The organism is Streptomyces nigrescens (assembly GCF_027626975.1).
GTDB lineage: Bacteria > Actinomycetota > Actinomycetes > Streptomycetales > Streptomycetaceae > Streptomyces > Streptomyces nigrescens.
On record NZ_CP114203.1, the window covers coordinates 3816792 to 3837391 of the forward strand.

15 protein-coding genes are annotated in these 20600 nt (G+C 69.5%); 13 read left to right on the forward strand and 2 right to left on the reverse strand.

The features are described from left to right. Positions 1–80: 80 nt before the first annotated feature. On the reverse strand, positions 81–965 hold the full coding sequence (gene sucD / locus STRNI_RS17040; RefSeq protein ID WP_018089556.1) for a succinate--CoA ligase subunit alpha: 885 nt from the start codon (positions 963–965) through the stop codon (positions 81–83). A 20-nt stretch (positions 966–985) separates the two neighbouring features. Beyond that, a complete protein-coding gene (gene sucC / locus STRNI_RS17045) occupies positions 986–2161 on the reverse strand; it encodes an ADP-forming succinate--CoA ligase subunit beta (RefSeq protein ID WP_018089557.1) in 1176 nt (391 codons plus the stop codon). A gap of 768 nt (positions 2162–2929) precedes the next feature. Here sucC and STRNI_RS17050 point away from each other — a divergent pair. The 13 genes from STRNI_RS17050 (at position 2930) to STRNI_RS17110 (ending at position 20544) form a co-directional block, all read left to right on the forward strand. Continuing rightward, entirely contained in the window at positions 2930–4801 is a 1872-nt protein-coding gene (locus STRNI_RS17050) for a phage tail sheath family protein (protein ID WP_159486605.1), read from the forward strand. Positions 4802–4848: 47 nt separating this feature from the next. Then, positions 4849–5373 (forward strand): phage tail protein, encoded by a 525-nt coding sequence (locus tag STRNI_RS17055; protein WP_093637077.1) that lies wholly within the window; start codon positions 4849–4851, stop codon positions 5371–5373. 75 nt (positions 5374–5448) lie between these two features. Further along, positions 5449–6201 (forward strand): hypothetical protein, encoded by a 753-nt coding sequence (locus STRNI_RS17060; protein ID WP_277411528.1) that lies wholly within the window; start codon positions 5449–5451, stop codon positions 6199–6201. Beyond that, positions 6194–6937 carry a hypothetical protein gene (locus STRNI_RS17065; protein WP_277411529.1) on the forward strand — a complete coding sequence of 248 codons (744 nt, stop codon included), beginning with the start codon at positions 6194–6196 and terminating at the stop codon, positions 6935–6937. The genes STRNI_RS17060 and STRNI_RS17065 overlap by 8 nt, the downstream gene beginning before the upstream one ends. Before the next feature lie 52 nt (positions 6938–6989). Beyond that, a complete protein-coding gene (locus STRNI_RS17070; RefSeq protein WP_277411530.1) occupies positions 6990–8039 on the forward strand; it encodes a Pvc16 family protein in 1050 nt (349 codons plus the stop codon). A 33-nt stretch (positions 8040–8072) separates the two neighbouring features. Next, on the forward strand, positions 8073–10112 hold the full coding sequence (locus STRNI_RS17075) for an ATP-binding protein (RefSeq protein WP_277413263.1): 2040 nt from the start codon (positions 8073–8075) through the stop codon (positions 10110–10112). Next, on the forward strand, positions 10103–10537 hold the full coding sequence (locus STRNI_RS17080) for a hypothetical protein (RefSeq protein WP_277411531.1): 435 nt from the start codon (positions 10103–10105) through the stop codon (positions 10535–10537). Before STRNI_RS17075 ends, STRNI_RS17080 begins: the two co-directional genes overlap by 10 nt. Then, the gene (locus tag STRNI_RS17085) at positions 10534–17241 is read left to right on the forward strand and encodes an eCIS core domain-containing protein (RefSeq protein WP_277411532.1); all 6708 of its coding nucleotides are present in this window, start codon (positions 10534–10536) and stop codon (positions 17239–17241) included. Before STRNI_RS17080 ends, STRNI_RS17085 begins: the two co-directional genes overlap by 4 nt. 24 nt (positions 17242–17265) lie before the next feature. Next, a complete protein-coding gene (locus tag STRNI_RS17090; protein WP_266445791.1) occupies positions 17266–17778 on the forward strand; it encodes a hypothetical protein in 513 nt (170 codons plus the stop codon). Positions 17779–17807: 29 nt separating this feature from the next. Beyond that, positions 17808–18473: a hypothetical protein gene (locus STRNI_RS17095; RefSeq protein WP_148589579.1), complete on the forward strand. Its 666-nt coding sequence runs from the start codon at positions 17808–17810 to the stop codon at positions 18471–18473. A 27-nt stretch (positions 18474–18500) separates the two neighbouring features. Continuing rightward, a complete protein-coding gene (locus tag STRNI_RS17100; protein WP_202444387.1) occupies positions 18501–18857 on the forward strand; it encodes a LysM peptidoglycan-binding domain-containing protein in 357 nt (118 codons plus the stop codon). Continuing rightward, positions 18850–19989 carry a hypothetical protein gene (locus STRNI_RS17105; protein ID WP_148589578.1) on the forward strand — a complete coding sequence of 380 codons (1140 nt, stop codon included), beginning with the start codon at positions 18850–18852 and terminating at the stop codon, positions 19987–19989. Before STRNI_RS17100 ends, STRNI_RS17105 begins: the two co-directional genes overlap by 8 nt. A gap of 30 nt (positions 19990–20019) precedes the next feature. Then, positions 20020–20544 (forward strand): phage baseplate assembly protein V, encoded by a 525-nt coding sequence (locus tag STRNI_RS17110; protein ID WP_277411533.1) that lies wholly within the window; start codon positions 20020–20022, stop codon positions 20542–20544. Positions 20545–20600: the final 56 nt, after the last annotated feature.

The following is a 20600-nucleotide window of genomic DNA, read 5'->3' on the forward strand; positions in this document are numbered from 1 at the left end:
CGGGCCCGCACCCCAGAGGGTGCGGGGCCGCGTCCGGTGCACTGCGCCGCAGGACGGGTCCGGCGGTGCGGGTCGCGCAATCAGCCGCCGAGGATCTCGCGGGCCAGTCGCGCGGTCTCCGACGGGGTCTTGCCGACCTTGACGCCGGCGGCCTCCAGGGCCTCCTTCTTCGCCTGGGCGGTGCCGGAGGAGCCGGAGACGATGGCGCCGGCGTGGCCCATGGTCTTGCCCTCGGGCGCGGTGAAGCCCGCGACGTAGCCGACGACCGGCTTGGAGACGTTGGCCTTGATGAAGTCGGCCGCACGCTCCTCGGCGTCGCCGCCGATCTCGCCGATCATGACGATCAGGTCGGTGTCGGGGTCGGCCTCGAACGCCTCAAGGGCGTCGATGTGCGTGGTGCCGATGACCGGGTCGCCACCGATGCCGACGGCCGAGGAGAAGCCGATGTCACGGAGCTCGTACATCATCTGGTAGGTCAGCGTGCCGGACTTCGACACCAGACCGATGCGGCCGGGCTTGGTGATGTCGCCCGGGATGATGCCGGCGTTGGACTGGCCGGGGGTGATCAGGCCGGGGCAGTTCGGGCCGATGATCCGGGTCTTGTTGCCCTTGGCCTTCGCGTACGCCCAGAAGGCGGCGGAGTCGTGGACCGCGATGCCCTCGGTGATCACGACGGCGAGCGGGATCTCGGCGTCGATCGCCTCGACGACGGCGGCCTTGGCGAAGGCCGGCGGCACGAAGAGCACGGACACGTCGGCGCCGGTCTTCTCCATCGCCTCGGCGACGGAGCCGAAGACGGGTACCTCGGTGCCGTCGAAGTCGACGCTCGTGCCGGCCTTGCGCGGGTTCACACCGCCGACGATGTTGGTGCCGTCACCGAGCATCAGCTTGGTGTGCTTCATGCCAGTGGCACCGGTCATGCCCTGGACGATGACCTTGCTTTCCTTGGTCAGGAAGATAGCCATGGTTGTTGTGTCCTCGTCCTTTACTTAGCAGCCAGCTCGGCGGCCTTGTCGGCCGCGCCGTCCATGGTGTCCACACGCTGCACCAGCGGGTGGTTGGCCTTCGACAGGATCTCGCGGCCGAGCTCCGCGTTGTTGCCGTCGAGACGCACGACCAGGGGCTTGTTGACGTCCTCGCCCTTGGACTTGAGGAGCTCCAGGGCCTGGACGATGCCGTTGGCGACCTCATCACAGGCGGTGATGCCACCGAAGACGTTGACGAACACGGACTTGACGTCCGGGTCGCCGAGGATGATCTCCAGGCCGTTCGCCATGACCTCGGCGGAGGCGCCGCCACCGATGTCGAGGAAGTTGGCGGGCTTGACGTTGTCGTGCTTCTCGCCGGCGTAGGCGACGACGTCCAGGGTGCTCATGACGAGACCCGCGCCGTTGCCGATGATGCCGACCTGGCCGTCGAGCTTGACGTAGTTCAGACCCTTGGCCTTGGCCGCAGCCTCGAGCGGGTTGGCTGCGTCCTTGTCCTCCAGCGCCTCGTGCTCCGGCTGGCGGAACTCGGCGTTGGCGTCCAGGGAGACCTTGCCGTCGAGGGCGATGACCTCACCGCTGGCGACCTTGGCGAGCGGGTTGACCTCGACGAGGAGCGCGTCCTCGTCGATGAAGGTCTTCCACAGCGTCACCAGCACGTCGGCGACCTTGTCGGCCACCTCGGCCGGGAACTTCGCCTGGGCGACGATCTCCTGGGCCTTCTCCTTGGTGACACCCTCGTTGGCGTCGACCGGGACCTTGGCGAGCTCGTCGGGGCGGGTGGCCGCGACTTCCTCGATGTCCATGCCGCCGGCCACGGAGGCCATGGCCAGGAAGGTGCGGTTGGTGCGGTCGAGGAGGTACGAGACGTAGTACTCCTCGACGATCTCCGGCGCGGTCTCGGCGATCATCACCTTGTGGACCGTGTGGCCCTTGATGTCCATGCCGAGGATGTCCGTCGCCCGGGCGACAGCCTCGTCCGGGGTGCCGGCCAGCTTGACGCCGCCGGCCTTGCCGCGGCCGCCGACCTTCACCTGGGCCTTGACGACAGACTTGCCGCCCAGCCGCTCGGTCGCCTCGCGGGCCGCCTCAGGCGTGTCGATGACTTCACCGGCCAGCACCGGTACACCGTGCTTGGCGAAGAGGTCCCTCGCCTGGTACTCGAACAGGTCCACGCGCGTCCGTCCCTTGTCTTCTCAGAATCGCCGTAGTGATCGCGGTTCGTTCGTCTGCGATGGGCGTGCCGCGAAGGGCAACGTGACGGCGCTGTCACTGAGGGAGGCGTACACGGTGACCGGATACGCGGCATGTCCGTCCCGCAGGTTATCGCCGCAGGACGTGAGGCCCTAAATCGCAGATCACACTCCAGCGGTGATTACCATCACAGATCTTTTGGCCAAGTTACGCCTCCCTGAGATTTCCGCATGTTCTCGGGTGGTTTTCCTCCGTCCCGAGGGCTTATGTGGCGGGAGGCGCCTCCCGGCCCCGTCCGGGGGCCGACGCGGTTGTCACTCGCCGTGCACTCCGGCGTCGCGCGAGGTTCGCGATCTCCTCCCGGTACGCCCCCGTGCGCCCCGTCTCAGGTGATTTCGGTTCCGGTGACGCGGGAATCCGTTTGGGAAGAAGCTGCGACTCCTAGGCACAAGACCTCCGCAGGCGGTGTCCGGAAAGGACTCTTGACCCTTCAACTCCCCTCTGCGGACACTGTGTTGAGCACTTACGCATACTTACGCATCAGGAGTCACAAGCTTCGGGCTTGGTCCCGTGCAGGTCGGTCGGCAGATCGCTTTGCACCGGGTGCAGACGGGGGAACTTGATGAGTAGTGGGGGGATGCGTGGCCGCGGGCAGGGGCGGTCGCGAGGCCTCCCGCATCCGCTCTCCCTCCCCCTTTCTCGATTTCTTGGTGTCCTCACACTCGGTGCCCGAAGGGATTGGAGGGGGAATGCCGACACATACGACCTATCCCGGCGTTTATGTCGAAGAGCTTCCCAGCAGCATCCGCAGCATCACCACCGTCACCACATCCGTGACCGCTTTCGTCGGCCACACCCGGCGCGGACCGCTCAACCAGCCCGTGCAGATCACCAGCTTCGCCGACTTCGAGCGCCGCTTCGGCGGTCTGACCTCGCAGAGCCCGGTCGCGTACGCCGTCCACCAGTTCTTCGGCAACGGCGGCACCGTCGCCGTGATCGTCCGGGTCACCAAAGCCGGCAGCGGCAAGGAAGCCCAGGTCACCCTGGAGTCCACCGAGGGACACAGCCAGTGCCCGGTGCTGGAGGTGCACGCCAAGGAGCCGGGCGTGTGGGGCTCCGGCCTGCGGGTGGCCGTCGACCACGACACTCCCGCCGAAGGCGCTTCGGGCCACCCCTCTCCCTGCGAGACCTTCAACCTCCAGGTCCTGGACGCCCACGGCACCGCCCGTGAGTCCTTCGCCGGCCTGTCCATGGACCCCGGCCACGGCCACTTCGCCGAGACGGTGATCAACGCCGGCTCCTCCCTGATCCGCGTCCGCGTCGTCGGCGAGGGCCGTCCGGACCCCTCCGGCACCGTCTCCAAGGCCTTCCACCACGAACTCCCCGATCTGAACGTCGCGTTGACGGTGAAGATCGGCGAGGTGGAGCGGGAGTTCACCCTCTACGACCCGGACTGCGACGGGGAGGCGCCGTGCACGGTCGCCGAGCTGGCGCTGCTGCTGGAGCACAAGCTGCGCGCCCTGCCGGACGCCCCGGGCAAGCACGCCTTCGCGGGCGCCGAGGTCACCGCGTTCGGCCGCCGCATCCAGGTCGTGGCCGGGTCCACCGACCCCGGCGACGTGGTGCGGTTCCTCGGCGAATGCGCCAATGACCTGGGCCTGGAGGCCTCCGTCAACCCACCGGTCTTCCCGCTGTGCGGCGGCGAGGACGGCGAGCCGCCCGGACCGCGCGACCTGATCGGCAGCGAGGCCCGCAAGAGCGGTCTGCAGGCGCTGCGCGAGGTCGCGGACGTCAATCTGCTGGCGCTGCCCGAGCTGGCCTCCTACGAGTCCACCGAGGACATGATCACGGTGCTGTCGGCGGCCGGGCGGCTGTGCCGGGAGCGGCGGATCTTCCTGCTCGTCGACGCCCCGGCGGCCTGGAGCGGTGTGGACGCCGCCCGCGCCGGTATCGCCGCCTTCACTCCCGTCCGCAGCAACCACTCCGGCCTGTACTTCCCGCACCTCCAGCTCACCGACCCGCTCACCGGGCGGCTGCGCTCCTTCCCGCCGTGCGGCGCCGTCGCGGGTGTCATCGCCCGTACGGACAGCGAGCGCGGCGTCTGGAAGGCACCGGCCGGCACCGAGGCCCGGCTGGCCGGGGTCCACTCCCTGTCGGTCAGGCTGACGGACCGGGAGAACGGCCTGCTCAACCCGCTCGGGGTGAACTGTCTGCGCACCCTCCCGATGGTCGGCCCGGTGATCTGGGGCGCCCGCACCCTCGAAGGCGCGGACGCGCTGGACAGCGAGTGGAAGTACGTGCCCGTACGGCGCCTCGCCCTGCATGTGGAGGAGAGCCTGCTGCGCGGTCTGCAGTGGGTGGTCTTCGAGCCCAACACCGAGCAGCTGTGGCAGCAGATCCGGCTCAACGCCTCGGCGTATCTGCACTCGCTCTTCGAGAAGGGCGCGTTCAAGGGCAGCACCCCGCGCCAGGCGTACTTCGTCAAGTGCGACAAGGACACCACGACCGACGCGGACATCGACCGCGGCATCGTCAACGTCGTCGTCGGCATCGCGCCGGTCAAGCCAGCGGAGTTCGTGATCGTCAAGATCCAGCAGATGGCCGGCCAGTTCGACGTCTGACCACCCGCAGGCACAGGACGTGACCGCAGAGGACGTGAAGGAATCCGATGGCTGAGTTTCAGATCAACGCCCATCGCTTCGACCCGTACAAGAACTTCAAGTTCCTGGTCCTGTGGGACGGTCGTACGGTCGCGGGCATCAGCAAGATCAGCCCGCTGAAGCGCACCACCGAGGTCGTCAAGCACCGGCACGGCGGCGACCCCAGCTCCCCGCGCAAGTCCCCGGGCCGCTCCGAGTTCGAGGGCATCACCCTGGAACGCGGTGTCACCCACGACCCGGAGTTCGACCGCTGGGCCAACAAGGTCTGGCAGGTCGGCGCGGGCCTCGGCGCCGAGGTGTCGCTGGCCGACTTCCGCAAGGACCTGGTGATCCAGGTCCTCAACGAGGCCGGTCAGGTCGCCGTCTCGCACAAGATCTACCGCTCCTGGCCGAGCGAGTACCAGGTCCTGGGTGAGCTGGACGCCAACGCCAACGCCGTCGCCATCCAGAGCCTGAAGCTGGAGTGCGAGGGCTGGGAGCGGGACTACGAGGTACCGGAGCCGACCGAGCCGTCGTTCACCCATCCGGCCTGACCCGGCCCGTACGGCACATCGCGTACCCAGCACCCGGCTGGTACGCCACGGCACCTGCACCGGACGAGGTGAGGAATGACGGTCACCGGGCCCGCGGAACTGCTGGCCACCTGGGAGGCCGGGCTGGCGCGGCAGGGCGGCGACCGGGCCCTGCTGCTGCACCGGGCGGCCCGCCCCGGGGCCGGCGCCGACGCACTGCTGTCGGTGCCGCCCGGGGAGCGGGCTGCCGATCTGTTCGCGCTGCGCCGGGCGCTGTTCGGCGAGCGGATGCAGATCACGCTCGACTGCGCCGACGAGGACTGCGCGGCGGCGATGGAGTTCGAGCTCGACGCGGCCGGGCTGGGCGCCCGGCCCCAGGTGCCCGAGGACGGTCTGCGGGTGGCGGAGGGCGGCTGGACGGTGGTGTTCCGGCTGCCGTCGGTCGCCGATCTCACCGCGGTGGCGTCCCTGGCTGCCGGTGCGGAGGAGGCCCGGCGGCTGCTGGGCGCCCGCTGTGCCCGTACGGCGCGGCGGGGCGGGCGGCCGGCCACGGACGAGGAACTGGCGGCGCTGCCCGAGGCGGTGTTGAAGCGGTTCGCCGAGGCGGCCGAGCGGGCGGACCCGGCCGCCGAGGTGGTGCTGAACATCGCCTGCCCGGAGTGCGGCGCCGCCACCCCGGCGGAGCTGGACATCGCCGCCTACCTGTGGACCGAACTCGACGTCTGGGCCCGCGATGTGCTCCTGGACGTCCACCTGCTCGCCTCGGCCTATGGCTGGAGCGAGCCCCAGATCCTGGCGCTGAGTCCGCTGCGCCGCCGTTACTACCTGGAGCTGTGCGCAGATGCCTGACTACTTCGACCGGCTGCTGGCGCGGTACGCACCGTCGCCCGGGGGCGCCTTTCCCGGCAGCGGCCGCGCCGACCGGGCCGGGCGCACCCTCGTACAGCCCCGGCTGCCGGGGCCGTTCGAGCGGATCGAGGCGCTGTCCGGCCCCTCCGCCGAACCGGACGGGCCGGTGCCGCTCGCTCCGCGGGCGCCCCGGCCCGCGCGCTCCGAGGAGGGGCGGATCCGCTACGAGCGGGAGATCAGGACCACCGAGCGGCAGACCGTCCTGCGGACCGAGGTCCCCCGGCAGGACGAGGACCCGGACCCCTCCGAGCATCAACTACGCCCCTCGGACGCGCTGTTGAGGCCCGCGGTGGACCCGGCGCCGCGGCCCGGCCCGCCCGGCGCCGTCCGTGCCCAGCGGACGGCAGGGACGCGGACCGGCGACGACCGGGCCGCACGTCCGACGGCGTCCACGCTCGTCCTGCCGGGCTTCGACACCGCTCCCCTCGCCCCGGTCACGCCGCTGCGACCGCGCACCGACGAGCCGCCGACGGCCCGTCCGGCCGCCCGGACCACGGCAACCGGGCGGCGCGGGCAGCGGGCCGCCGAGCGGGTGGTGCACGTACAGATCGGCCGGCTCGAGGTGAGCGCGGCCGGTCCGGAGCGGCCCGCGGCGGACCGGCCGGCGCGTACGGAGCGCCGCGAGCCCACGCTGAGCCTCGCGGACTATCTGGCGCGCGGGGAGAGGACGCACTGACGGTGACGCACCACACGACCCGGCCGGGGCCGCACCCACAGGGAAGGGCTTCATGAGCAACGCACTCGCCGTCGCGACGGTCACCCAGGCCCTTGCGCTGCTGATCGAGCACCACCTCCACCCCGAGATCGATATGGCCGTCTCGGTGGAGACCCGTAAGCCGCCGGCCGATCCGCCGACGGAGCCGACGATCACCGTCTTCCTCTACCAGGTCAGCCACAACCCCTCGATGCGCAACAGCGACCTGGTCACCCGCGCCTCCGACGGGACGCTGCTGAAGCGGCCCGCCGCCGCACTCGATCTGCACTTCCTGATCAGTGCGTACGGCGAGGAGACCGAGCTGGTCGGGCAGCGGCTGATCGGCAGCGTGGTGCGCACCCTGCACGAAATCCCGGTACTGCCCCAGGAGTTGATCGAGGAGGCGGCGCAGCGGCCCTATCTGGCGGGCAGCGATCTCGCCGAGTCCCCGCAGAAGGTGCGATTCACACCGCTCCAGCTGGACGTCGACGAGACCTCGAAGCTCTGGGGGATGCTGCACCAGACGCCGTATGCGTTGTCCGTGGTGTACCAGGCCTCGCTGGTGCTGCTCGACGGGCATCAGAAGCCGGTCCCGGCGAAGCCGGTGCAGAAGCCGGACGTCAGGGTGCTGCCGTTCGGGGCGCCGGGGGCGCCGGAGCCGGGCGGGGTGGCGGGTGGTGCGGGTGGTGCGGCCGGTCCGGGTGGTGCGGGTGGTCCGGTTGATCCGGGTGCGACGTCTCCCGCCAGGGCGGCGCCGACGGCGGCTCAGACCGTCGGGGCTCCTACCGGCGAGTCCCGGTCCGGCGCCGCCAAGACGGCCACGAGCACCGACGCCGGCTCCACCGCCCGGGCCACCGTCGCCAAGGCCGCGTCCGGCGGAGGAGCGCGGGCCGCGAAGAAGGCGGCGGGCGACCCGAAGGCCGCGCGTCGCGGCAGCAAGTCGGGCGGCCCCTCCGCCGGTTCACGTACCCGCAAGGCGACCGGCGGCGGTGCGCGGGACGGCGGCCGGGACGACACGGGCCGCACCGGCGAAGCGCGCCGCACCGACGAACCGGGGCATCCGGACGACGGCACGGAGAGCTGAGGCGCGGTGCGCGGAACGGGGGCGGAGAAGGACATGGGCGACGGCGGCAGCAGCGGGCGGCCGGACACGGCGTGGTCCGCCGACGCGGACGGCAGTGCGCTGGCCGCGGCGGTCGGTTCCGTGCTGGCACGCCTGGACGCCCATGCGACACGCGCCCGTACGACGGTCCGCGGGAACGCGGCGGGCGACGGCGGTGCGGCGGGTCCGCCCAGCGCCGCTCCGGCGCCCCGCTCGCAAGAGGACGCCGCCCTCTCCCCCGGCCGCGCGCTCCCCGCCCTCGACGCACTGGCCGCCTGCTTCGGCCTCAGCCCGTTCGAGCGGGAGGTCGTCCTGCTCGGCGCCGCGGCCGAACTCGATCCGACAGCCGGCGCCCGCTGCGCCGCCGCGAGCAGCGATCCGGGCCATGCGTATCCGACGTTCTCGTTGGCGCTGGCCGCCCTCGGCGCTCCGCATTGGAGTGCGCTGACGCCGGTCGCCCCACTGCGCCGCTGGCGCCTGGTCGAGCTGGACGACGAGACCCGGCTGACCACGTCCCGCCTGCGCCTCGATGAACGCATCCTGCACTTCCTCGTCGGCTCGCCGTACCTGGATGCCAGGCTGCACGGGCTGCTGCGCCGTACGACGGCGCCCGCCACCTTGCCGGCCTCCTACGACGCGGCGGCGGACCGGGTGGCCGCCGGCTGGGCGGACGCGGGCCCCGACGCCCCGCTCCGCGTCGAACTGGTCGGCGGCGATCTCCGCACCCGCGCCGACATCGCCGCAACTGCCGCCCGCCGCACGGGCCTCGGCCTCTACTCCATGGCCGCCGACGATGTCCCGGCGGACGCCGCCGAACGGGACCGGCTCGCCCGCCTCTGGCAGCGCGAGGCGATCCTCCTGCCGGCCGCCCTCCTCATCGAGGTGGGCGAGCTGGACCGCGAGCAGCACGCCGCCGCCGACTCCTTCATCGCGGGTTCCGCCGTCCCGCTGGTCGTCTCCGGCCCGGATCCGCGGCAGACGGGCCATCCGCGCGGGCAGCGGGTGACCGTACCGAAGTTGAACGACGAGGAACAGGTGGGGCTGTGGACGGACGCCTTCGCGGACGTCCCTGAGGTGACCGCCCGTGATGTGCAGGCGCTTGTGGCGCAGTTCCAGCTCCCGCCGCATGTCGTGCGGTCGGCGGCCGCGACGGTACGCCGTGAGCTGTCCGGCCCGGGTGGTCCGGACGGCCCGGATGCCGCAGGGCTGGCCTGGCAGGCAGGGCTCACCGAGGCCCGGATGGGGCTGGACGAACTGGGCCGCCGTATCGAACCCCGCGCCGGCTGGGAGGACCTGGTCCTCGCCGGCCGCCAACTCGGCATCCTCCAGGAGATCGTCGCGCATGTGCGCCAGCGCGGCACCGTCTACCAGGACTGGGGCTTCGCGAAGGCGCTGCGCAGCGGTCTGGGCGTGACCGCGCTGTTCGCGGGCGGCTCCGGAACGGGCAAGACCCTGGCGGCCGAGGTGATGGCCAAGGAACTGGGGCTGGACCTGTTCATCATCGACCTCTCCCAGGTGGTCAGTAAGTACATCGGTGAGACGGAGAAGAACCTCAGTCGCGTTTTCGACGCGGCGGAGCGGGGCGGGGCGCTGCTCCTCTTCGACGAGGCGGACGCGCTGTTCGGCAAGCGCAGCGAGGTCAAGGACAGCCATGACCGTTACGCGAACCTGGAGGTCAGCTATCTGCTGATGCGCATGGAGGCGTACCGCGGGCTGGCGGTCCTCACCACCAACATGAAGAAGGCCCTGGACTCCGCCTTCATGCGCCGCATCCGGTTCGTGGTCGATTTCCCCTTCCCGGGGGAGAAGGAGCGCGCGGAGATCTGGCGCCGGGTGCTGCCCGCGCAGGCCCCGACGAAGGGCATCGACACCTCCCTGCTGGCCCAGCTCACCGTGGCCGGCGGTTCGATCCGCAATATCGCCCTCTCCGGAGCCTTTCTCGCCGCCGAGGAGGGCGACCGCCTGCGCATGCGCCACATGCTGGCCGCCGCCCGTACCGAATACCTGAAGCTCGAACGCTCCTTGACGCCGTCGGAGGTCCATGGATGGGTCTGAACGAGGTCGGGAAGCACGTCAGGAGCGCGGCCGGGGGCGTGGCTGGGGGCGCGGTCGGGGACCAGGCCGGGAGCGTGGCTGGGGGCGCGGTCGGGGACCACGCCTGGGGCGCGGCCGGGCAGGCGGTCCGGAGCGGGGGCGGGGAGGTGTCGCCGCGCTCCTTCCGTATCGACATCGGTGAACTGGTCCTGGACGGCTTCGACGCGCGCGTCGACCCGGCCCGCGTCTCGGCGGCGTTCACCTCGGAACTGACCCGCCTCGTGCACGAGCGCGGCATACCGCTGGCGGCGGACGGCACGGGCGTGGCGCTGGACGGCCTCACCGGTCTGCCGCCCCTGCCGGCCACGACGCACCCGGTCCGGCTGGGCGAAGCACTGGCCCGCGCGGTGCACGCGGGCCTCGCGGGACGGGGGGAGGCCCGATGAGCACGAGCCGGTCCTCGACACAGGACCCCAGCCGGTCGGCTCGCGACGACAAGCGCCGCAAGCGCCGGGAACGCTCCGCCCGTTCCCGCGCCCCGGAGCCGAAGGACATCGTCAGCGGCGCGGGACAGCCCCTGGACCCCGGTGTCCGCCGCGAACTGGAGGAACAGCTCGGCCACGACTTCAGCCGGGTCCGCCTGCACACCGACCGCGACTCCGCGCACCTGGCGGACGTGATGGGAGCCGACGCCTTCGCCGTCGGCCAGGACATCTTCTTCCGCGAGGGCACCTACCGGCCGGGCACGGCGGACGGTCAGCGCCTGCTCGCCCACGAACTCCTGCACACCGTCCAGAATCCGCACGGGCTGGGCGCCCTCCGCGCCGGTCGCGACCTGGGCGCGGTCAGCCTGCCGCAGGAGTCGGTCGAACGGGAGGCGGAGTCGGCAGCACAGGCTTCCGTACTGGGCGCCCTGCGTGACTCGGTCCATGAGCCCCCTGACCCGGCTGCCGCTGAGATCGAGCCGGGCCGGGCGACGCCCGGGTGGCTGCGGTACGCGACGGTCGACGCGAACCGTCGCCGGGAGGAACAGGCCGACCCGGCGACCCTGGTGGACCGCCTGGCCAACGGTGTGCTGCGGTCACTGCGGGGTGACCCGGAGGACCTCTCCGGCCGGGTGCGCGGGGAACTCGCCCGGATGGGGCCGGAGTTGCAGGACTCCGTGCTGGACCGGCTCGAAGTCCGGCTGCTGACCTGGGAGTTCCACCGGATCCTGGAGCTGACGGAGGAAGCCGGGACCGCTCCGCCCGGGCTCCTGCCCTCGAACGTCCCCGGGCCGGTCCCGGACGCGATCGACCTGATCGAGGACGAGCGGGCGGTGACGGCCGGCCGTAAGGACGGCAGGGAGCAGGCCGAGAAGCAGCGGGCCGCCGACGCCGAGGAAGAAGAGAAGGACGCCAAGGGACGGGACGGCGCTCGTGCGCAGGAACGGACCCGGGCGCAGCGGGACGCCTCGGCGGAGGAGAAGGAAGCCGGCGAGCGCAAGGCGCAGGAGGACGAGCGGGCCGAGGAGCTCGCCGACTCGAAGAAGGAGCAGCAGCAGGAAGCGGAGAAGCAGGGCGAGGAGCGCGAGAAGGCCGATCAGGCCGACGCGGAGAGGGCCCAGGAGGGGCAGGAGGGCTCCGAACGCGCCAAGGAGGAGCGCAAGGAGCAGCGTGAGCGCGAGGAGCAGGACCAGGAGCAGGCCAACCGGCCGGGTGCGGACAAGCGCAAGCGCAAGGACGACGAGAGGAAGCCGGCCGACGGCGCCAGGCAGGAAGAGCTGGAGAAGAAAAAGAAGGAGCAGCAGGGGCCGGTCCGCCCGGAGAAGGTGGATGAGCGGGCCGACCAGCGCGACAGCGCGCTGTCCGAGCACGGTCTGCACGAGAAGGACGAGAACGAGGGCGAACCGCGCGAGGAGGAACAGCCCCTCGGGCTGGAGGCCGGCGCCGACAAGGAGGTCGACGGCGGGCAGGAGGAGAAGCACGGCGGCGGCCCGGGGGCGGGCGAGGCGGAGCTGAAGCCCGAGGACCATCTGCCGGAGGCCGATCCCGACCTGTCGTCCGTACCGACCGCCGAGAATCCCACGGCGGGCATGCCGGCGTTCCCCGCTCCGCCGCCCACCAAGGCGGAGAAGATCCAGAAGGAGCGGGAGGACGACGCCGATGAGGAGGAGGACGAGGAGGCGCCGGAGGCCGAGGCCAAGGCGCCGGGTGAGGAGCGCGGCCCGGTCGAGGGCGAGGCGCCGCAGCCGGAGCACGGCCCCGCGTCCGAGGCGCCCGACCGCAGCGAGCGGGACCTGCAGCCGGAGAAGCCGGTCGAGCAAGAGGTCGGCCCGGACCCCTCGGCCGAGGAGAGGCCGGATCCGGCGCAGGAGGCCGAGGAGAAGAGGGACCCCGAGCAGCAGCAGGACCAGGAGGAGGACGGGGCCAGGGCCGCCAAGCAGGACGCGGCCGACAAGGACGCGGAGCGGGACGAGAAGTCGGGCGACGGCGAAGGGGCGCCGGACGCCAAGGAGTCCCAGGACGAGCAGCAGGACAAGAAGGACCAGGACGAGCAGGAGGAGAAGAAGGAGGCCAGGGGGCAGCCGGAGGGCGCGGCGGCGGACAAGCCGAGTGGTGGTGTCGCAGGCACCGGAGCGGCCGGTGGCGGGGCCGGGCCGTCGGCGGCTTCGCCTGCGCCGCCCGCCGGTGCGCACACGGAACGTACCGCGGTCGAGGACCGGCACCCCTCCCCCGCCGCGCGAAGGACCGCGGCGCCCGTACGGGCCGAGAACGAGGCGGCCGCGCCGAAGAGCGCGGTGCCGAAGGAGTCCGGCCCGGGGGCGGCGCCCAGCGGCACGGTGGGCGCGAGTGAGCCCGCCGCCGCGCCCAAGGGCGCGGCCGGTCCCGGAGGCGCGCCGTCCGTCGCCCAGGCCGCGGTCGGTCCGGCCGCCGAACAGGCCGAGAACCCCGGGAAGATGGGCGCGCCCGCGCCCGAGGGCGCCAAGGCGCAGCCCGACGCGTCGCTGGAGAAGGACGGCGGTGGCTGTGCGCCGCCGGAGCCCGCGGCGGAGAAGGAGGAGAAGGGCGGTTCGTGCGGTGGGGGCGGGGGTGGTGAGAAGGCACCCGCGGAGAAGCAGGAGGAGCCGCCGGACGTCTCGGGCCAGGACCCGAAGGCCGCACTCAGCACCGTCAGCAAGCTCTCCCCCGACCAGGCTCAGGCCGCCATGCCCGGTGTGGACGCGGCCGCCGACAAGAAGGTCAACGAGGAGCAGAAGCGTCTGGAGGCCAACCCGCCCCAGCGGGAGCGTCCTTCGGGTGCGCCGCAGACGCAGTCCTCGCCTCCGGAGGCCGAGGCGCCGGAGACGGCGGTCAGCGGGAAGCTGGAGAGGGTCGGGCCGGAGGACCAGGGCGAGAAGCAGCGGGCCAAGGGCAGTGAGAAGGCTCAGGGCGCCAGGCCCACCGATCATGTGACGGCGCCGCAGCTCCCGCCCAGCAAGGACGGCAAGCTGACGGCCGGCGATGCGAAGAGCGTCGAGGCGGCCGCGGACAAGGTGCCCACGACCGACCCCGAGCTGCGTAACAAGACGGTCGGACCGGCCCCCAAGATCAAGCTGGAGGGGGCGAGCGACCCGCAGCGCACGGACAAGCAGGCGGAGAAGCTCAAGGACAAGCAGGGCACGATCCAGGACACCGGCCGGGCGGACGCGTCCAAGCCGATGGGCGAGGACAAGATCTTCCCCGACGCTCCCCGGGAACGGCTGACGGGCAAGGCGTCCGGGCGCGCGGGCGGCGGCGGTGGCCGGCAGTCGGCCGGTGGCGGGGCCAGGCAGCACGTCGGCGTCGTCGCCAAACAGGAGCGCGGTGCCGAGCTCAAGAGCGGGGCGGCGCAGTCACAGAGCGACCTGTCCGCCAAGGAGCAGGAACACCAGCAGGGCGAGCAGCAGGCCAAGCAGGAGAAGCAGCAGGAGATCGACAACGAGGTCGCGCGCAATGCCGAACAGCAGACGGCGGAGCGCGGCCGGGCGGCCGAGCAGGCCGGCAAGGAGCGCCAGAACTGGCGTGACGAGCAGGACAAGAAGATCGAGAAGGCCGACGAGGACACCGAGAAGGAGCACAAGGACGGCAACCAGAAGATAACCAAGGAGCGGGACGGCAAGGACAAAGAAGTCGATGACCGAAAGAACAACGACAACAAGGACATCGACACCAAGGCGGAACAGGCCGAGAAGGACGCCGAGAAGAAGAAGGAGGAGAAGAAGGGAGAGTCGGACAGCCTCTTCGGCAAACTGCTGGACGCCGTGGGCGACTTCTTCAAGGGCCTCCTGGACGCCGTTACGGCGATCTTCGACGCGGCGCGCAACGCCATCAACAGCGTCATCGACAAGTTCAAGGAGTTCGCGAACAAGGCGATCGACGCGGTACGCGACTTCGCCATCAAGGCCATCAATGTGCTGGCGGACGCCCTGATCGCCATCGGCGACGTCCTGCTGGCCGCCTTCCCCGAACTCCGCGACAAGTTCCGCAAGGCCATCGAGGGCCTGCGTGACGCGGCCATCGCGACCGTCAACAAGCTGGCCGACGGCCTGAAGAAGGCCGTCAACACCCTCCTTGACGCGCTCGCGGCCGGTCTCAACAAGCTCCTGGACGTCCTCGAAGCCGGGGTCAAGGCGGTCATCAAGGCGTATCAGGCCGTGATCACCGCCGCGATCAAATTCGCCGAGGCCGCCATCGAGGCGCTCGGTAAGTTCGCGGCCCTGGTCGCCGATATCGCACCGGACCCGGGCGGCTGGATCGGCAAGGCGGGCAGCGCCGCCAAGACCGGCATCCAGGAACACCTCTGGGGCGCGATCAAGTCCGCCGTCAAGCAGTGGTTCGACACCAAGGTGGAGGGCATCCTCGGCCTCGGCAAGGCCGTGATCAACGTTCTCCTCAAGGGCTGTATGTCCTTGAAGCAGATCGGCAAGATGGCCTGGGACGCGATCATTGCCTCGCTGCCGATGATGATCGCCTCGCTGGTCATCGAGAAGGTCGTCTCGATGATCGTCCCGGCGGCGGGCGCGATCCTCACCATCGTCCAGGGCCTGATGGCCGCCTGGGAGAGCATCAGCTCCATCCTCACCGCGTTCGGCAAGTTCTTCGCCTACCTCAAGGCGGTCAAGGCCGGACCGGCGGCCTGTCTCTTCGCGGAAGCGGTGGCCGCCGGTGTGGTGGCCCTCCTCGACTTCCTCACCAACCTCCTCCTCCAGCGCCTCGGCCGGGCCGCGAAGGGCGTGGGCACCCGCCTCAAGGCCATGGCCCAGAAGATCACCGCCGGCCTCAAGAGGACCGGCAAGGGCGCCCGCAAGGTGGCCGGCAAGGCGGTCAACGCCGCCAAGGGCGCCGCCCGCAAGGCCGCCCAGGCCCTCCGCAAGCCGGCACGCCCGGCCAAGCCCAAGGGCCCCCGCGTCCCGTCCCGCCCCGGAGCCCCCGCCGACCGCACCCCGGGCGGCGGCCACCCGAAACACCAGCCGAAGACCCAGCCCACGGGCCGCCCGGCGAGCAAGACACCGGACCCGGCCAGGAAGAAGCGCGAGGACGAGGCCGACACCAAGAAGGCAAGGGCTGAGACGGCTTCGCCGAACAAGCACCCGGACAAGGGCACCCCGGACAAGCCCAAGGACCAAGACGGCCTCGGCAAGAAGCCGGACAAGGACGGCTCCGACGGCGGCAAGGACAGGACTCCCGAGAAGGACAGCCCTGGCGGACAGAAGGACAAAGCTCCCGACAAGCCGGCGAAAAAGAAGGAGATCGAGGCCCCCAAGCGCGCCAAGCCCCGCAAGCCAACTTCCTCGCTGGGCCGCAGCCTCAAGAAGGTCAAGGGCAAGGTGAAGTCCGCCCTCAAGAAGGTCCGCAACGCCGGCCAGGTCCTGGGCAGGAAACTCCGCAAGTCCAAGGTCGGTAAGGCCCTCAAGAACACGGCCAAGAAAGCACGCGACGCCTTCAAGAAGAAGCGCGACTTCATGCGCGACAACAAGAATCGTCGCCTGGACCAGAAGAAACAGCGTCGCACCGAACAAAAGAAGAAAGAGAACACAAGCGAATCCAAGAGCGCTCGGCTGCAGAAGATCGTTGCGAGACTTCGCCCGAAGCTCGGGAAGATGCTGGACCACGGCGTGGGGCAGCGCGTGATGCGCATGACGCTCCCCGTCATGCGCGCGTGGTACCGACTGACGGACCTTCGTCTCGAAGGGGCCGACAGGTTCGACATCACTGCCGTCCTGAATCCGCGCAACAGGACGGAGAGCGGATTCACGCGGAGCATTCGAGAACTTCTGGGTCCAGAAATCCAGGAAATGCTCGAAAAGGCGCTTCGAATGACGCCGGACCACACCTGGGAAACATTCCGCGCCGATGAAGAAGAGGATGTCTTCACCAAGAAGCTCCGAACCGAGAAGGAGCGCATCGAGCGGGAGCTGGGGAACGAAAATGTACTGTTCCACGGAAGCGCCGCACAGCAAGAACTGGTCAACAGACTCAAGACGCACATCGAAAGTAAATACGGAATCCCAGGCGTCACCAGTCCGCTCAAGGGGGTCGGGACCAAGCCGCATCAGTTCACATACCGGGACCCGGGCCTGACGCAAAAGAGACGGCATATGACAGAGCCGCCCGACACGCAGGTGGTGCGGCGACGCCCAAAGCCGATCCCGGGTACCGATGAGCATGTAGTGCTGTCATGGCGCCGGCACAAGACCCAGCGAGCGAACGCCGGGAAGAAGCCCGAGAATTTCAAAGACTGGTACGAGGGGTACATCAGAAACCAAGGGAACACGCACAAGGGGGGTAAGTACGAAGACGACTTCATCGCCGCCCAGGAGTTCAAGAAGGAAGATGGATGGGATTGGGGAGACGCCCGGAAGCAAGTTGAACTCGAGAGCAAGATGCACGCACAGACCGGAATCAAGCGGAAGCCCGACCTCGTAAATTTCGACAGAAAAATCATCTTCGAAATGAAGTCGACAAAGAAGGCCAGCTTCAGTCAGACAGGAAAGGACAAAGAGCTCATCAAGCAAGGATGGCGAGTGGTCTACGTTGTCGGGGAACCCATCGGGGCACGCAAGAAGAGAAACCTGGAGAAGAAGGGTATCGTCGTGCTGGTGTGGCACGCCCAAGGAACCCCCGTCGCGGACAATACGCCACTGTTTTGACGGCGAAGGACAGGAGGACCGAAAATGCCCGAGCAAAGCCTGACCGAGAGGTATATGCGGGAGGACCGCAAGAACATGAGAGGGTCAGCCCGCGCCTTCCTTGACGAGTGGCTGGCGGCCATGGAAACGCAGCTTCACTCCTGGCGCACCCAGCACCTCCCGGAGGACTTTCCTTTCGACTTCACACTGACCTCTCTCGATGCCTTGGAAGTGGAAATTCTGACCCGTTTCCCTACCGTAGAAGAGTTTGCAGCTCAAGAACCGGATGACTTCGTCGACGGGGCCGTGCGGTACTACGGGGAAACGATTATCAAAAACATGCCGGGGCGTTGGTCCTATCAGGACATCCCGGACTGGGAGGACAGTTTCAACCGAGTTCCCATGATCCTCTCCAACACCCCACAAGAATTTCTCGACAGCGTCATCCCGCGACTTGTCATCAAGCTCCTGGTGCAGGAACGCGAGGCCGGAACGCTGCGCGAATCGGCATTGATCATTCAAGATGCGGTGGACGAAGCCGGCGACTACGAAATCTGACGCTCAGTATTGACGATCAGGAGAAATTGGTGACCCGCTACGCCGACATCCCCAAGCCCATCCGTTCCGGCCTCGTCATCGTCGACCCCGAGCGGGGTACGCCGCAGCGCATCATCGTCCTTCAGTTCAATCCGGACACGCTGGAGCGGTCCGTCGCGCCCCAGGCCGCCGGTGGGGAAGGCGGTGGCGGTGGCGGGGACAGTGGTGGCGACCGGAATGAGGCTCTTCGGCTCAAGGGGCCGGCGCAGGAGTCGTGGAAGTTCACCGCGGAGATCGATGCCACCGATCAGCTGGATGTGGCGGCGCCGAACGGGATTCATCCGCAGTTGGCCGTTCTGGAAATGCTGGTGCAGCCCACTACCGCGCAGTTGAGGGCCGCCTCGCATCTCAGCAAGAAGGGGACCATTGAGATCAGTCCCATCGAGACGCCGCTCACCCTTTTCACCTGGGGAAGCAAGCGGGTCATGCCGGTCCGGCTGACCGAGTTGTCCGTCAATGAGTCGGCGTTCGACGTCAATCTCAATCCGATCCGGGCCGCGCTCAGTATCGGGTTGAAGGTGCTGACGGTGAGTGATCTGCCGGCCGGGCATCGAGGGGCCGAGCTCTACCTCGCGCATCTGGCGCAGAAGGAGCAGTTGGCGCGGGCCGCGCAGGGCGGGAGTTTTGCGCAATTGGGGCTCGGGAGGGGGATCTGAGGCGTGATCGAGCCGTATGAGCGGGCGTTGGACGAGGTGCCGGGGGCGCATCCGTATGGGCGGAGCAGCCGGTACAGCGAGGTGGAGATCGGGGTGTACCGGTGCCGTGACGGCACCGAAGTCCGCTATGCCAAGCGGAGGTTGTTGCCCCGGCTCGATGATGCCGCCGAGGAGACGGCCGCGCACACCGTGAGCAGCGGCGAGCGGCCCGATCAGCTGGGGCAGCGGTATTTCGGGGATTCCGGGCAGTGGTGGCAGATCGCCGATGCCAATCCCACGCTCGATCCCCGGGAGTTGACGGATGAGCCCGGGGAGCGGATCGCCGTTCCGTTGCCGGGTGGGTTTCCGGGTGGCATGGGCGGGCCGGGTGTGCGGAATGGCTGATGAGCCCGTAGGGCGCGGTCCGGTCCATGTCTCGCTGTACATGGGGCCGAAGCTGGCCAGGCCGGTTCCGGCCGAGGTGACCGAGGCCCTGCTGTCCGCGCAGATCACGAGTACGGCGGGTGAGCGGAGCGGATTTCAGCTCGCCTTCGATCTCACCAAGAAGGGCGCCCTCATCGAGCGGTTGCTGCCGGAGGGGTTCTTCGATCCGAAGACGCGGGTGATTCTGGCGGTGTCGATCAAGGGGACCGCCTTTGTGCTGCTGGACGGCTTGATCGTCCGGCAGGAGGTGGGAGCCAGCAATCAGCCCGGCCGGACGACGCTCACCCTCACCGGGGAGGATCTGACGCTGCTGATGGATCTGGAGGAGCGGGCGGACCGCTATCCGAATCTGGCGCCCTCGCAGCGGGTCGAGCGGATTCTGGCGAAGTACGCGGATTACGGGATCGATGCGCGGATCATCCGGGAGCAGATTCCGCAGCCGCCACGGGAGCAGGTGCGGGTCGATTACCAGGTCGGCACCGATCTGCAGTATGTGAACGAGCTGGCCCGCGCCAATGGGTACACCTTTTATCTCGACCCCGGTCCGGTGCCGGGGCACTCGACCGCGTTCTGGGGGCCCGAGCAGCGGCTGGGGCAGCGGCAGCACGCGCTGAACGTGAATATGGATGTGCATTCGACCGTTGACCAGCTGACGTTCGCTTACGACGGGACGGCGCGCGAAGAGCCGCAGGCGAGGGTGCAGGACCCGGTGACCCGGAATGCCCCGCTGCTCGCTCCGCCGGATATCGGTCCGCTGCGCCCGCCGCTCGGACGCCGGGCCTCACCGGCCCTCAAGCGCAGAACGCTGACCGGGACGGCGAAGAAGGACGAGGCGATGGCCCGGGCGGAGGCGCTGGGGCGGGCGGCGACCTCGGCGGACGCCATTTCGGGCTCGGGGCAGCTCGACGTCAACCGGCATGGATATGTGTTGCGGGCCCGGGAGTTGGTGGGGGTGCGCGGCGCCGGGGTGACCTATGACGGCGACTACTACGTGAAGAGTGTGACGACCAATCTGCGGCCGGGGTCGTACCAGCAGAACTTCACGCTCTCGCGTGAGGGGCTGATTGCGCGGAGCGGCACCGTTCGTCCGTGAATCCCGTCCGTAAGGAGAGAGAAACCGCTCATGGCTGGTGGACCGAACAATCGCTTTCTCGGCAAGTTCCGTGGCCGGGTGGTGGACAACAACGACCCGATGGGGACGGGGCGGCTGATCGTCCAGGTCCCGGATGTGCTCGGTGATGAGCCGTCCACGTGGGCGCTGCCGTGTTTCCCGTTCACCGGGCCGGAGGCGGGACAGGTGGTCGTGCCGTCGGCCGGGGCGGGTGTGTGGGTGGAATTCGAGCAGGGCGATCCCAGCTATCCGATCTGGACGGGGTGCTGGTACGGGCAGCGCGAAGAGCTGCCCGAGGACGCGCGGGTCCAGCCGCCCGATTCCCGGCCCGTGGTCATTCAGACGCCGAAGAAGCACAAATTGGTGATGTCGGATGTGCCGAGTCGCGGGATTGTGCTGGAAGCGCCGGGCGGCGCTTACGTGAAGATCGATGCGACGGGTGTCCACATCCATAACGGGCAGGGCGCGTCGATTTCTCTGGTCGGGGATCGAGTCGACATCAATGAGGGCCGGTTGACCGTGCCCAAGAAGCGCTGAAGGGAACGGGGGACAGATGGCGAGCGGGAATCTCGTCCACGGCGGGGCCGTGATCA

Coding starts and splice junctions, on each gene's coding strand:
- sucD (WP_018089556.1), bottom strand. CDS start 965: ATGGCTATCTTCCTGACCAAGGAAAGCAAGGTCATCGTCCAGGGCATG.
- STRNI_RS17050 (WP_159486605.1), top strand. CDS start 2,930: ATGCCGACACATACGACCTATCCCGGCGTTTATGTCGAAGAGCTTCCC.
- STRNI_RS17055 (WP_093637077.1), top strand. CDS start 4,849: ATGGCTGAGTTTCAGATCAACGCCCATCGCTTCGACCCGTACAAGAAC.
- STRNI_RS17060 (WP_277411528.1), top strand. CDS start 5,449: ATGACGGTCACCGGGCCCGCGGAACTGCTGGCCACCTGGGAGGCCGGG.
- STRNI_RS17065 (WP_277411529.1), top strand. CDS start 6,194: ATGCCTGACTACTTCGACCGGCTGCTGGCGCGGTACGCACCGTCGCCC.
- STRNI_RS17070 (WP_277411530.1), top strand. CDS start 6,990: ATGAGCAACGCACTCGCCGTCGCGACGGTCACCCAGGCCCTTGCGCTG.
- STRNI_RS17075 (WP_277413263.1), top strand. CDS start 8,073: ATGGGCGACGGCGGCAGCAGCGGGCGGCCGGACACGGCGTGGTCCGCC.
- STRNI_RS17080 (WP_277411531.1), top strand. CDS start 10,103: ATGGGTCTGAACGAGGTCGGGAAGCACGTCAGGAGCGCGGCCGGGGGC.
- STRNI_RS17085 (WP_277411532.1), top strand. CDS start 10,534: ATGAGCACGAGCCGGTCCTCGACACAGGACCCCAGCCGGTCGGCTCGC.
- STRNI_RS17090 (WP_266445791.1), top strand. CDS start 17,266: ATGCCCGAGCAAAGCCTGACCGAGAGGTATATGCGGGAGGACCGCAAG.
- STRNI_RS17105 (WP_148589578.1), top strand. CDS start 18,850: ATGGCTGATGAGCCCGTAGGGCGCGGTCCGGTCCATGTCTCGCTGTAC.
- STRNI_RS17110 (WP_277411533.1), top strand. CDS start 20,020: ATGGCTGGTGGACCGAACAATCGCTTTCTCGGCAAGTTCCGTGGCCGG.